The organism is Pseudogracilibacillus sp. SE30717A (assembly GCF_037071985.1).
Classification (GTDB): domain Bacteria; phylum Bacillota; class Bacilli; order Bacillales; family Amphibacillaceae; genus Pseudogracilibacillus.
In genome coordinates this window covers 99,643-113,208 of the sequence record NZ_JAXHDF010000003.1, presented here as the reverse complement: position 1 = coordinate 113,208, position 13,566 = coordinate 99,643, and the positions used below count along the sequence as shown (strand labels likewise).

Genomic DNA, 13,566 nt, shown 5'->3' with positions numbered 1-13,566 from the left:
AAGACTCGTATATTTTATACTCTATTCTCATTGACTAATTCGGCTCGGTTTACATTTATTTCAGAGCGATTTTTCGGTTCCACCCAATTATTTTTAATGGCCAAAATGACTGCATTCGTTCTATCCTGCACATTCATTTTTCCTAAAATATTTCTCATATGATTTTTAACTGTCGATTCAGTTATGTTCAAAAACTTAGCAATATCTTGATTTGTTTTGCCAGTAACAAGTAATTCTAGTACTTCACACTCTCTCAACGTAAATAAATGGAGCGGCAATTTAGGCCTACGTTGACGTTGTTGAGCCACCGATTGCTCTAAGGCATTCCGTAGCCTTTGATATTCTCTTACCAAGCTATGGCTAATATCCGGGTGAAGCCAAAACCTACCACGATAAACAGTTTTTATTGCTTTTATAAACATTTCATCATTCATCTCTTTAACGATATATCCATGGGCACCACTGCCTAAAATTAATATCAATGTATCTGTGTTAGCTGATCGAGCCGACAATAAGATAATTTTCGTATTCGGAGAAATTGAAGAAATTTCATTAATTCCTTTTTCGAGATCTTCTATGAAAATATCCTCATCTAGTATTAAAATATTTGGTTTATACCTATTCACAAGACGGAAAGTGTCTTTTTTATCATCACCTTCACCAATTACTCTGAACAACGGCTCCGACTCTATGATTTGTTTTATCCCCTCACGAAACAACCGATGTTTTTCTATTACGATAGCCGTGATCGTTGGATAATGTTGCATCTTATCACCTTCATTGTTTGCTAATCTCTCACCAAAAGAATAAATGTCAGCGAGTCAGTAACTAAACTCAAATCCCGAATGAATTTGCTTTATAGTTTTAATCAATTCTGTTGCACTCATGTCTTTTAATAAATAACCATTTATTTTATTAGTAAGATATGAATGATCTTCATTGTAGTTTTTCTTATGTAACGTTAGGATAACTAGTTTGGTAGAAGGAAAATTTTTCAATATATTATAATCGTGATGAAGTTGTTTTTTTTGAACTATTTCTTCTTCCATTAATAAAATATCTGGTTTATGTTTATGTAAATGTTGGTACACCCTTTCGTTTTCATCACCATCTGCAGCTACATAAATAGTGGAATCGCTTTCTAAAATTTGTTTAATACCTTCACGAAATAATTTAACATTATCAAGTAATACTATTTTAATTTTAGAATTCATCTTTTTATCTGCCCCTGTAACTATTCTATTTTTAAAACATACGTCAGACGAAAAACTCCTGCTGCAATGCAGAATATTAGTTTAATCGCTTTCTTTGACGGAGTTCATCTTCTAACAGTTTAATAAACGACTTATTCATCTTCAGTTTCACTGCTTTACTATACGCCTCTTGAAGCAATGCGTTACTTAAAGCAGGAAACATTAGCATCGCGTTTTTACTCTGTAAAGAAACCATATAATATTCACCTACTTACGTTCTTATATATTAGCCGAAAATAGGTTGTTCCCTTTATACGGGGTGAATTTTTCTCTTAGTACGTTCTGCTAAAACGTTTTGTTAAGAACAGTTCACACTCCGCTTTTTAGATGATATACCCATAATTCAGTATTTCATTCATAAATTTATTAAAATCTTAAAAATTTTAATTGTATGCCATGAATAATACAGTTTAATTACACTTTGATATGTTGGATAACACCATTTGAATTACAAATACTAAAGTTACGAATGATTCCTTTACATTAAATGAAATAAAGTCAGTGAAGTTTTACATGTTTCGACTCTGGGTATTGTTTATAAAATCAAATAAATGAGGGAGTGATTTGCTTTGTCGGACAACAAAAGAGACCGCAATGAATTTTTTGAAAACAGGGCTGGCTCAGAAGATGCACGATTTCATGTTGTTCCTCACGATGAGGAATGGGCTGTTAAACGTGAAGGTGAAGATGAACCTGTTTGTACTACAAATGCAAAAGATGAAGCAATTGATCGAGCTAAAAAACTTGCTAAAGATTCGGGTACCATAGCGTATATCCATAACAGCGATGGGAAAATAGAGGACCAAGTTGAATTTGGAAAATAATTCATTGAAATTGAATATAGCCTATACCCGAATTGGCGTATAGGCTATATTTATTTTTAAAGATTTTCAACTAAATAGAGATGAACAGCACGACATTCTTTTCATTCTTTCCCCTTGATTCACCGCATCTTCAGAACTAGACCATCCCAGCTTACTACATCATCTACTTCTTCCCATCATATATCCTAGTTGTTTGATCGATTCTTAGAAGAGAAAAAGTGTATAATCTAGATAAGTATTTTTATTCAATATATGAAAGGAATGATAAAAGTAGAAACTTCTACGACTACATCAAATCAGAATGCATATTTAGCTGCGACGACATACGCTCTTATTATTGGATTTTCATTTTTACTTATAAAGGTTTCACTAACCGTTACAAATGCAATCGATATCTTAGCTTACCGCTTTACTGTCGCTTTTCTTTTTGCACTATGTGTCAATCTATATAAAAAGGATAGACAGAAAATCACGTTGAAAGATGTACGTAAAATTCTCCCTATCGCAATCTTCTATCCAACATGTTTCTTTTTATTTCAGGTTATCGGACTTATCTATATATCGACTTCGGAAGCAGGGATTTTACAAGCGACTATACCTATTTTCACCTTAATTTTAGCTACATTTATTATTAACGAAAAATCCAGTCTCTTAGGAAAAATATCTATCTTTCTATCAGTAGCAGGTGTTATGTACATATTTATTATGAGTGGAATTAATGTAAAGTCATACAATGTAACCGGAATTATTTTCATTCTATTATCGACACTGTCTATCGCTTTTTATAATGTTTTTGCTCGAAGTTTAACTAGAAAATATCCATTATTTACATTAACGTATTTTATGACCTGTACTGGATGTATTATTTTCAATACAATCGCGATCGGTAACCATCTTATAAACGGCTCTTTGAGTAGTTTTTTCCTTCCCTTGGTAAGCGGTAAATTTATTTTTTCAATTATATATTTGGGAATATTATCTTCCTTCTTAACCTCTTTTTTATCTAATTACGCGCTAAATAACATGGAAGCTTCAAGAATGAGCGTCTTTAACAATATTGCAATATTAGTCACTATCATAGTAGGAATAATCTTTTTAAATGAAACTATTTATTACTATCATATAATTGGAGCAATCGTCATTATTGCTGGAGTCTTTGGAACAAATTATACAAGAAAGCCACGACCAAGACCTCAACACCCAAACGAAAAAAACACTCCTTCCAGAATATAATACCTCCTGGAAACAGAGTGTTTTTCTCTAATCATTTAAGTTTAGCGCCCTATCGGACGATCGTAACACAATACTCAACTTCAATCTGTTTGGGTTCATCTTTTTCGAACAACTTCTACATTAAAACCCTACTCAAAACTTGATCGATAAACGCTTCCTATTTTTAGAAAGCAAAAACGCAATATATAGGCAAACTTATGCTTCCTCCGTTACTGGCTTTTTCAGTAAGAAAAATAGCAATGCCAACCCGGCAAGAACGATAATAAGACCAACCCATACGCTTTCAGTAAAACCTAACGCTAAATAGCCGGCCCCTGCAATACCTGCTGCAACAAGCGAGTAAGGGAGTTGAGTCATAACATGATCAATATGATGGCAACTGGATCCAGTTGCAGACAAAATTGTTGTATCGGAAATCGGCGAACAATGATCTCCAAAAACAGCACCTGCTAAAACAGCAGCAAGCATTGGTAGAATTAATTCCAGATGAGTCGCCGCCGCAATTTGTCCGGCAATTGGAAGTAGCAATGCAAAAGAACCCCAAGAAGTTCCTGTTGAAAAAGCAATTAACCCAGCCATAATAAAAATAATAAATGGTAACAAAGCAAAAGGCATATTGGAATTTTTCACAACATCAGCTAAATACGTTCCAGTCCCCAATTGATCAATCAGATCGGTAATCGTCCAAGCAAAAATTAAGATAATAACAGCGGGCATCATGGCCTTCATTCCATTTACAATACCGCCTGCAAAATCTTTACCTGTCAACTCCCTTTTTGTAATATGTCTTACAAAAAACAAAAAAGTTGTTAAAAGTGCTACACTTCCCCCATAGAATAAAGAAGCTGAAACATCTGCCTCACCAAAAATAAGGATTAAACTTCTTTCACCATCACCTAATGCTTGCAGTCCTGTCCAAAAAATAAATATTAGTGTAGCAACAAATAAGACGATGATCGGAACAATTAAATCCGTTATTTTCCCTAAATTACTCGTTTTACCAGCGTCGGGATCTGTTGTATTTTTAGCATCTGTCAAAGAAACTTGTCCAGTCCTAATCGCATGCAGTTCATGTTTTTTCATCGGTCCGAAATCAGCCTGTTTAATGGCGATAACAAGAACAACACCAAGAGCAGACCACACATAGAAATTCATCGGGACCATTAAGAGAAACGCACTTAATTCAGAATAATCCACAATTTGATGCGTTGTTAAAACCATCCCGATTAACCCAAGAATATATGCTCCCCAACTTGACACCGGCGCAATAACACAGACAGGCGCGGCTGTCGAATCCACAATATACGCAAGTTTTGCTCTGGAAATACGATGTTTATCCGTAATCGGTCTAGCAACTTGACCAACAGTCAAACTATTAAAATAGTCGTCAATAAATAACGCAATTCCAAGGATAAATGTCATAATTTGAGCACCTACCCGTGTTTTAACTCGACGAATCATCCAATCACCAAACGCTCTAGTTCCACCCATCATCCCAACAAAGTTCGTAATCATTCCTAACAATAAAATAAAAAATATTATATAAACATTCCACGTATTTAATCCGCCGTCTTCAACAAATACACCTTTTGCCGCACCGTAAATAAGACCCAGCGAGTCGGCAATATGAAAGTTAGTAACAAATAAAGCTGCAGCAACTATACCTACTCCTAAAGAGATAAGAACACGACGAGTCAGTAACACCATAATAATTGCCAATACCGGCGGAATAAGTGACCAAAATGAATCTGCCAAAATAATACTCTCCTTCATGATGCAATTCCTTAAAAATTTTGCTTTTTATATTATAACCCAAAAAGAGCTAATATGGCAGAAGTAGCTCATGAGCATACTCAAATATAATTCCTTTTAACCACGCAATTTATTTAGGAGCACCATCATTCTATCTACAATATAGTGTTAGCTAATACAGAGATTAGAGTTTTTTTATACTCTATTCATTACCTTAAATGCTAGATTCGCTGTTTTAGGGAACGATTAAACGCTATTTGTTACCTTAATTGCTGAATTCCGACGTTTTGGGGAATGATTAACCACTATTCGTTACCTTAGTTACTGAATTCCGGCATTTTGGGGAACGATTAACCACTATTCGTTACCTTAGTTACTGAATTCCAGCGTGTTAGGGAACGATTAACCACTATTCGTTACCTCAGTTACTAAATTCCGACGTTTTGGGGAACGATTAACCACTATTCGTTACCTTAGTTGCGGAATTCCGACGTATTGAGGAACGATTAATCGCCATTCGTTACCTTAGTTCCTCATCTTTTGCAAAAACAACTAAAGGTAATGAACTTTAACCATATTCCCGATCAATTATCCAATCGTATCCACAACATTTCCATCTGAATCTTTCAGTTCTGTCTTTACAATTTTAAAAGCAACAGATTCTATGGAAGGTAGGGAAAATGTTTTTTCTATTGGTTCAAGTTGTGCAACAAGTTGCTCAACCGCATTTTCATTAAGAGTAAATTCAATTTGGTCTTCATTTTCTGTAACTTGTAACTCGTCTTCAAACATAAAAATAACTGTCGCTTCATTACTTACTAATCTAAGCGGTTCACCTTTTACCATCCGCCCTCTAATAATCTTCCCAATTGTTTTTGCTTGCTTGGCACCAATCGTCAACACTGCAGGAGTTCTTTTAAATAAAAACTTTTTAGCTGGTGTCCATGTGACTTGGTCATTAAATAAGAATCCAGTATTCGATCCTTCTTTTTCGCTACCTTTTTGAATGGCCTCCCCTATTTTTGAATGGTGAAGAAGTGATTCACGGGATAGTTTAGTAGTGTACATCGGCATATACTCTTCGAATACATGTAAAACACCTAGTGTATTCCATATTTGCATAGCTTCTAATTCGTCTGCTGTTATACCGACAAGTTGAATGAATTCGACCTTCCCATTCGGGGTTTCTATCTCAGGTAACTCGGAATCATGGATAAATGCGAGCGCTGTCAATTCTGTATCAGATTCAAGACTTATTGGACCATTCGCATCCATATAATCCCCATTTCTAAAAACATTACCACTATTAAACACGTATCTTGCCAAATTCTGCAATAGATTTAAAGGCCAGTTCGGTGGCTCAATTTCATTATTCTCTTTTTCCAACCTAAAAGTTAACTCAAATCCATATCCACTATATTCCATATCCTCTAACTCTTTTTCAAATAGTTCGGAAAATCCATATGTCACGTAATGCCAGTGTTCAACTGGTTCTTTCGCATCGTACACACTAATACCTTCTAAAGGATCATTGCCACCTAATTGATACGAAATTAATGTTCCAAAATGTTTCGGTTCCTGTTCACCATAAATCTTTTCCATCACTTGATCAATTGCATCCCAACCCGCATTATTTTCGCTCATCGTATCCTCCTTTGTAGGAAACTCCTACTGGTTAATTCTATATCTATCATACCACTATTATATAAACCTTTTATTTGAATATTGATCTGATTAATCGTTTAACTTTTACACAAACGCTGTAAATGATTCAGCATAAAATATATTCTCTATTGTACGTTCCTCAGCCTATTCTTCTGTTAAACTTTTATTAGCGTTTTTCTTTTCTGCAGCATTTCCATCGACTGCACGGCCTTTGGCATAGTCTTTTAACTGATTCATTCGGTTTAGGCCTTCTAGGCGTGCGGTATGAATCGACCCTTTCACCGTCTCTTTCAACCTGACAGCCGGAGATGTTTTCAAACTTATCGTGGCAGCTTGCTTCAATTTCCCAGCTCTGCCCAAAACAGCAAATTTCTTCACCGATCCTACAGCTGGAATGAGATCAAGTGGTGCCAGCAAACCTCTAAACCATTGTTCACCTGTGCCAACTTCCCGGCCTGCGACTAATATTGAACTTCATCAATTGAAAACAAAAAAACCACAGAGAAATCTCTGTGGACCGACCATAACCAACATATTAAAAATTAAGAATAATATTATCTTCATTTTTACTGAACTGGCCCCATAAGTTCGGTAATTAGAAGAATATGTTCTTTCAATTTAACTTTTTTTAAATGCTCTACTTTTTCTTCTCCGCCTAGTCCTAGTAATGGTGTATAACCAAAACATTCATCAAAGTCTGGAACTCCGAGTTTTTCTACTGCTTCTAAATAAGGACTCCAATCTAAATTCTCTTCTCTAAATACCATGTCTTGTAAGTCATCGAAAAAGAAATCAAACCCGGCTTCTATTATACTAGTTACTCCCTTTCTAAAGTTAACTAATACTAAATATTTCTCATCCTCTCCGGCATCTTCCCAAAGTATAACATCGCCCATTCCTGTAACAAATAGAACAGTGGTATTAGCATTGCGCATATACGTTTCACTAATCAAAGATTGATATTCTTCAGGATTAACAATCTTTAAATAACCATTTAAAATACTTCCAAAACCATATTCCTCCCAAACTTTCATTACTTGTTTTGGGAGTTCTTTCACGTATTTATTGTATACTTCCGTAGGTACTTCATGATTAATTTTAAAATCTTTAAAAATAGTGATGGCCACCAGTCCTCCTTTTGTTTAATGAATCAATTGGACATTCAAATAAGTCGATTTCCGCTCCGCCTCTGTCATATTCTTAGCACTCTCTCGAATTTTATTGTCTAAAATATCTATTCTGTATTTCCATTGAGACCCAATTGAAGAGTTTACTCTTTTATCACCTAATCCCCCTATACTTAAAGGGTTTCCACCAGCTATCTGGTCGGGATTATGCACTACTGCTTTTGTTCTCATCCATTCTTGGGCTTGTTTTTCAGCTTCTTTTCTAGATAAACCTTCTTTTCTCAATTCTTTAATTTTTTTATTTAATTGTTTTTCTCTCTCGGCTCTTTGAGCAGCATTTCCTTCAAGTGCCCGCCCTTCTTCAATGTATCTTTCTCTATTTTTTAAGTACTCATCAACTGTAAGCTCGTTCATCGCCTTTTCCTGGTCTTTAAGTTGTCTTACAAATTCTTCTGAATCATGACTCAAATTCTTTTTAAACTTTACTTCTATTTTGTTTATACGTGGGACTTCATGTCTTGTTACTCCTCTATGTATATTTCCGCTATTTTCAAATTTGACATACCCTGCTCCTTCTAGAGCCACATTTTCTTGAGAACCAAAGAGGTATTTTCCTAGTACACTAGCTTTTTCATTTACTGCATCTGAAGCCTCTTTGACTAGTGACTTCGCGTCATCCCAATCTTTCTTTAATTTGTTGGCTACAATTTGCTTGGTTTGCTCAAGTCTTTTTAAGCCTTGAACCCTTGCTGCCATTACGGACCCTTCCACCGTCTCCTTCAGTCTCACTGCCGGAGATGTTTTCAAACTTATCGTGGCAGCTTGCTTCAATTTCCCAGCTCCGCCCATAAAGGAAAATTTCTTCACCGATCCTACAGCTGGGATGAGATCAAGTGGTGCCAGCAAACCTCTAAACCATCGTTCTCCTGTGCCAACTTCTCGGCCGGAAACCCAGTCTTTTCCTGTGACGGCTGTCGATAATTCTAATGTACCATAAATAGCTCCGAGTGCAATACCTGCGGGTGGAAAAATAAGTGCTGCACCGACAATTACTACTAAGGCGGCAATACTAACCCAAAATTCCTTATTCGCAGCTAAGAAAGTATTCACTTTCTTACTGCATAAGTGCAACTACTTAAATGATTTATCTCAATTTAAAAAGCACCTGTTGTCCGTAGACACTCAAGTGCTCTATCTCACATTCTATCTATTAAACTATTTCTAAGAATTCAGTAAAGTTATCGTGGATGGATTATTTTTATCTGATCAAAAAACTAAACATACAAAGTCACCCGCAGATACATTTGCTCTTGGTAATACTTCTCCTCCTAATAAGTCTTATCAGCTAACCTTTCACCTATTTGTGAAAATACAACATCTAGGTCATACATTTTTTGGTTATCTATTATGAATGCATGGCATTAGATGAGAAGATCTTTTTCTATTCTATGTAAGAATTTATGTGATTTTTCTTGATGTTAAATTGATTAATTATCTTTACCAAAGAGATAATCTTCTAACAGTTTTGTTCCTGAATTACTTTTAGGGAGTATATCTAAATTCTTGGACTTCCATATTGTTTTTCTTTCAGGGGGATCCGAGTTTGAAAGATTATCATAGTTAAAATTCATGGAAAACTTTCCTTTCTTATCAAAACAAAAGTGAAATTAGTCCAACCGGGTTGATCACTATCTTTAAATATTCTCCAAATATCTTGGATAAAATCTACAAAAAAGAAACCTTGAAAGGAATTTTGCCAATCAAAGTTTCAAATAAAATACATTAAATATTAGGTATATCAATCTCTTTGCCTGGAGACTTGCTAATTAGAACGTCAGAAAGGTCTGGGTTATTCTTTTTTAACTTATACTTTTGAATTTTTGTTAATTCGGGGTCAAAAGAAATGTTTTGTGATTTAAAGTCTAAGCTTAATAGTTTATTATAAATCTTTCTTAAAAAAACTTTCCATTCATCTAATGAAGAACTTGAAATTTCATCTGAACTCTCTAACAAACGGTAGCCATCTGCATAATGAAACATTAGTAAACCTGTCCCTAAATCACAAGTCTCATTATCTAAGATGACTGTTGGTATTTCAAACCCATTATTCCAATTATAATACGCAGCATAGTAATGAAGTAATAAAGAGTTGTCTGTATTTTTTAACTTGCTTACTACATAATCTTTATCTGTATTATAAAGTAACTGTTCAAGGAAAATAATATCTTTTTCATCCATAAGAACTTACCTCCTTAGCATGCTAGCCGGAAGCCGGTCTTTTATCACTTACAGTATTACCCGCACCCTTACTACCCTTCCCAATCCCCTTCACATCTTCAATCTTTGCTCTGAAGAAATTCTCTACAGCATGAGTGTTTTCTACTGTGGAGCGGACAATCTGAACAGTCTTCACTCTCATAGACTTTAAATGTTCCGAACCAAATTTATCTTGTCAACTAAATTCGTGAACATAATTTAATCTGCGATTATTCGGACAAATAATCGAATCCGTTACTTCCCCGTATTCCCAATTCACGGTTTTAAAAAGTGTCATTTTTATAGTTTAAAATAAAAAAGGAATCCAGCATCTACTGAATTCTCTTTTTTATTTAGCTGAGTTTTGTCCCAGCTCCATATTATTCAAGTACCGGGTAGCCTCACTTGAAAGGATTAAGTCAATTAAGGTTTTTAATTCAAAACCCATTTATCATCATTTCATTTTTTTAGATGCATTATTTAGAAATGTATTTAACTTATCACTTAAATTTAAATTAACATTTTCTAAATTATTTTGTTCGACATTTATTCTTTTAAAATTCATTATAAAACTTTCGAAAGAATCAGATACTAAGTATATATTATTTCCATCCATTTCGTGAAACCAAAAATAAATTTTATTTAGTGTGTCATCTCTTGTTCCAAGGCAAACTAAATCTCCTCCAGGTAAATCTGCAATAGGAATAAAATCAGCTGGTAATAAATCTTTATAGAAGTTTATCTTGTCCACAATATTATTTTCATCATTATAAAATCCATAAAATGAGTCTATTTCAAATTGAGCTTGCTTAGTTTTATTTGATAAATCTTTTGAGGGAAAAAAGCAATAATCTTCTCTAATATAATCATTACCATAATGTTGCAGGTAAAATGAATAATCTAGAGGTAACTTTATCTTATACTTTTCTTCTAGATTTTTTATATGGCCTTCATCCAAACTTTCATTAATCTCTTTTATATCAAAATCAATTATTGCTTCTAACTTTTTTTAAAATTGCTCCATTTTTAAAATCCTCCTCGTAAATCAGATGCAGAACCAATATGCGGAATATTTCCATGCAAATCAGTTGGTATTAATTCTATTACTGTACTTGACTTATGGTGTGGAGTAACTCCTGCTTGTTTTAATAATTTCTTTGCAGCATTTTTTGATGGTAAATTATATTGCTGCTGTATTTGTTCATATACTAATGAAAAATCATTCGGGGTACCTGTTAATTTTCCTTTCTCAAATACAATATCACCCTCTGACCACGGCAAGAAGTTAGGCCTACCATCAATAAACTCTATACCATCACCATTTGTTATATTTTTAACTTCTGGCTCCATGTCATAATTACCCCTACCATATAAAATATCATCTCACCTAATTATCGTACTTTTCTTACTATCCAAGTATTAAAACGATACTCCATGATGATGATGGTACAACCATCATGAGCTTTCGATTCTCAAACAAATCTCATTCTTATTGTCTCACTCAAAATCTTCACTTTTTTATTATTCACTATCTTTATGTATCCTTATTGTTACCACCATTAGCATTACGATTTTTGTCATTGTCTTTAGTTTGTGGGTTTTACAGTATCATAAGTCCTCTTGGCATGTAAAATGTCATCTCGCCTGTTTATCTTATTATTTTCACAAACAAAGTACTAAAACAGAATGCCTTGATGGTACTACCTTCATGAGCTATGAATTTCAGTAAAGCATCATTCATGTTATCCAAAGCATAATTGTTTCATAAAAAACAAAAACACCTGTTACCTAATTGGCAATCAAGTGCTTTATGGTTAACTCACTCTATTAAGTAATCCTTTACTAATCTATCTTTAAAAGATGAGTTGTAATTTTTAGAATAATCCCCAGTAACTCTTTATTATTCTTTTTCATCCATCTTCTGTTTTAAATAATCAGCAATCTCTATTTGCCCTCTTTCAATAGCAAATTCATAAGCTCCCATATCTTTCATTGTATCCCCTGTATACTTAACGGTAATATCAATACCATTTTGAACAAGAAACTTTACAATATCAAGGTGTCCTCCATAAATCGCTGAAAATAGAGGATTTCTATTTGGATCACTAACATCTAATAATGCACCATTATCAAATAAGTACTTTACGATACTAAGTTCACCTTCACTAGCTGCATGTGCAATAGGCGCTGACTCTGGTACACCCTCGTTGATGTTAATATCTATATCAGATTCAACTAAAAATTTTATCATATCCATTTTTCCTGCTCTAGCCGCAACATGTAGCCACGTGCCAAAAGGTGTTACAAAATTAAGCAAACTCTGGTCATTTATAATTAACTCTTTCGCTTGTTCTATATCACCATTCTTAATTAAATCATAGATTTTTATTGCTTTATCCTTATTATCCATAAAATCCTCCTAATATTTTTATTTCATCGATTCTGCTTCTTCTCCTAGTAACCTAAGCATATCAATCATTTTTTCACGAGTTCCACCAAAACTATCTGCTGCTTTCAACTTATCAACAATATGTTGTAGACGTTCGATACCATGCTGGCCTGCAATTCTATTTGGTGCCCAGACAAGATTTTCTTTACCAATTATCGGTTCTATTCCATACTTTTTTAATATTTCTTGACCTTCTCGAACAAGTTCTTGTTGCTTCTGGCCAAGACCTTTTTTGAATAGAATATGATGTGCATGTGGATCTATCGTAGCTGTAGGTGGGTCACCTATTAGTCCTCTTAGATACTTACCAAAATCAATTTTTATTAATGCTTCATCATATTCTTTAGTTATACCTAATTCAGACATCTTTTTACTAATTTCAGCAAGCTCATCTACACTAAAAGTATTATTCTGTATAGCATTTTTGAGCTTATTCATCTTATCGGCATCTACTTTACCGTTCACAATTATTTCATCAATATAATCACTCACAGTATTACCCGTACCCTTACTACCTTTCACATCTTCAATCTTTGCTCTGAAGAAATTCTCTACAGCATGAGTGTTTTCTACTTTGCTTCCCGAAACTATCGCTCCGTCAGGGGTTGCAAACTGATGTTTGGGAAATACGGATTCCTTTAATTGTTTAGCGGCGATAACTCCTTTATCGATTCCTTTTACGGCATCAATTATATCTCTTTCTAGTTTCTTCCCAACTGCGATTGCACGGCCTTTAGCAAAGTCTTTTAACTGTTTCATTCGGTTTAGGCCGTCCAGACGTGCAGTATGAATCGAAGCTTCCACCGTCTCCTTCAGTCTTACTGCGGATGACGTTTTCAAACTTATTGTGGCAGCTTGCTTCAATTTTCCAGCTCCGCCTAAGATCTCAAAATCCATCACGGATCCCACGGGTTAGGAAGGGATCAACAATGTAAATAAGCCTCTCCATCCTGGTTCTTAAACATTATATCATCCCAGATAATTTAGAATTCTTTTTTATTTGTTGG

General features: G+C 34.5%; 17 protein-coding genes. 2 read left to right on the top strand and 15 right to left on the bottom strand.

Going from position 1 to position 13,566, the window contains the following annotated elements:
• Positions 1 to 14: 14 nt before the first annotated feature.
• The 3 genes from SPD48_RS05710 to sda all read right to left on the bottom strand — a co-directional run bounded on the left by SPD48_RS05710 (position 15) and on the right by sda (position 1,449).
• Positions 15 to 767 carry a response regulator transcription factor gene (locus tag SPD48_RS05710; protein WP_336257121.1) on the bottom strand — a complete coding sequence of 251 codons (753 nt, stop codon included), beginning with the start codon at positions 765 to 767 and terminating at the stop codon, positions 15 to 17.
• Between the two features lie 54 nt (positions 768 to 821).
• The gene (locus tag SPD48_RS05705) at positions 822 to 1,214 is read right to left on the bottom strand and encodes a response regulator (protein WP_336257120.1); all 393 of its coding nucleotides are present in this window, start codon (positions 1,212 to 1,214) and stop codon (positions 822 to 824) included.
• A 76-nt stretch (positions 1,215 to 1,290) separates the two neighbouring features.
• A complete protein-coding gene (gene sda / locus SPD48_RS05700; protein WP_336257119.1) occupies positions 1,291 to 1,449 on the bottom strand; it encodes a sporulation histidine kinase inhibitor Sda in 159 nt (52 codons plus the stop codon).
• A gap of 373 nt (positions 1,450 to 1,822) precedes the next feature.
• Here sda and SPD48_RS05695 point away from each other — a divergent pair, with 373 nt between their 5' ends.
• Together SPD48_RS05695 and SPD48_RS05690 are read left to right on the top strand one after the other, a co-directional pair.
• A complete protein-coding gene (locus SPD48_RS05695) occupies positions 1,823 to 2,077 on the top strand; it encodes a DUF2188 domain-containing protein (protein ID WP_336257118.1) in 255 nt (84 codons plus the stop codon).
• A gap of 261 nt (positions 2,078 to 2,338) precedes the next feature.
• On the top strand, positions 2,339 to 3,310 hold the full coding sequence (locus tag SPD48_RS05690) for a DMT family transporter (RefSeq protein ID WP_336257117.1): 972 nt from the start codon (positions 2,339 to 2,341) through the stop codon (positions 3,308 to 3,310).
• 195 nt (positions 3,311 to 3,505) lie between these two features.
• Here SPD48_RS05690 and SPD48_RS05685 read toward each other — a convergent pair whose 3' ends face one another.
• The 12 genes from SPD48_RS05685 to SPD48_RS05635 form a co-directional block, all read right to left on the bottom strand.
• Positions 3,506 to 5,065: a Na+/H+ antiporter NhaC family protein gene (locus SPD48_RS05685; RefSeq protein ID WP_336257116.1), complete on the bottom strand. Its 1,560-nt coding sequence runs from the start codon at positions 5,063 to 5,065 to the stop codon at positions 3,506 to 3,508.
• Between the two features lie 585 nt (positions 5,066 to 5,650).
• On the bottom strand, positions 5,651 to 6,706 hold the full coding sequence (locus SPD48_RS05680) for a suppressor of fused domain protein (RefSeq protein WP_336257115.1): 1,056 nt from the start codon (positions 6,704 to 6,706) through the stop codon (positions 5,651 to 5,653).
• 165 nt (positions 6,707 to 6,871) lie between these two features.
• Complete coding sequence (locus SPD48_RS05675; RefSeq protein ID WP_336257114.1) at positions 6,872 to 7,144, bottom strand: hypothetical protein; 273 nt, start codon at positions 7,142 to 7,144, stop codon at positions 6,872 to 6,874.
• Positions 7,145 to 7,293: 149 nt separating this feature from the next.
• Complete coding sequence (locus SPD48_RS05670; protein ID WP_336257113.1) at positions 7,294 to 7,854, bottom strand: T6SS immunity protein Tdi1 domain-containing protein; 561 nt, start codon at positions 7,852 to 7,854, stop codon at positions 7,294 to 7,296.
• Positions 7,855 to 7,869: 15 nt separating this feature from the next.
• The gene (locus tag SPD48_RS05665; protein ID WP_336257112.1) at positions 7,870 to 8,964 is read right to left on the bottom strand and encodes a polymorphic toxin type 15 domain-containing protein; all 1,095 of its coding nucleotides are present in this window, start codon (positions 8,962 to 8,964) and stop codon (positions 7,870 to 7,872) included.
• 377 nt (positions 8,965 to 9,341) lie between these two features.
• On the bottom strand, positions 9,342 to 9,485 hold the full coding sequence (locus SPD48_RS19910) for an immunity protein YezG family protein (protein WP_442962111.1): 144 nt from the start codon (positions 9,483 to 9,485) through the stop codon (positions 9,342 to 9,344).
• Positions 9,486 to 9,636: 151 nt separating this feature from the next.
• A complete protein-coding gene (locus tag SPD48_RS05660; RefSeq protein ID WP_336257111.1) occupies positions 9,637 to 10,092 on the bottom strand; it encodes a DUF4274 domain-containing protein in 456 nt (151 codons plus the stop codon).
• A 22-nt stretch (positions 10,093 to 10,114) separates the two neighbouring features.
• Positions 10,115 to 10,267: a hypothetical protein gene (locus SPD48_RS05655; RefSeq protein WP_336257110.1), complete on the bottom strand. Its 153-nt coding sequence runs from the start codon at positions 10,265 to 10,267 to the stop codon at positions 10,115 to 10,117.
• Between the two features lie 297 nt (positions 10,268 to 10,564).
• The gene (locus SPD48_RS05650) at positions 10,565 to 11,068 is read right to left on the bottom strand and encodes an SMI1/KNR4 family protein (RefSeq protein ID WP_336257109.1); all 504 of its coding nucleotides are present in this window, start codon (positions 11,066 to 11,068) and stop codon (positions 10,565 to 10,567) included.
• Positions 11,069 to 11,136: 68 nt separating this feature from the next.
• Positions 11,137 to 11,460 carry a hypothetical protein gene (locus SPD48_RS05645; protein ID WP_336257108.1) on the bottom strand — a complete coding sequence of 108 codons (324 nt, stop codon included), beginning with the start codon at positions 11,458 to 11,460 and terminating at the stop codon, positions 11,137 to 11,139.
• Positions 11,461 to 12,010: 550 nt separating this feature from the next.
• Positions 12,011 to 12,520, bottom strand: a complete 510-nt coding sequence (locus SPD48_RS05640; protein ID WP_336257107.1) for an ankyrin repeat domain-containing protein — start codon at positions 12,518 to 12,520, stop codon at positions 12,011 to 12,013.
• An 18-nt stretch (positions 12,521 to 12,538) separates the two neighbouring features.
• Positions 12,539 to 13,456, bottom strand: a complete 918-nt coding sequence (locus SPD48_RS05635) for a hypothetical protein (protein WP_336257106.1) — start codon at positions 13,454 to 13,456, stop codon at positions 12,539 to 12,541.
• Between the last annotated feature and the right edge of the window lie 110 nt (positions 13,457 to 13,566).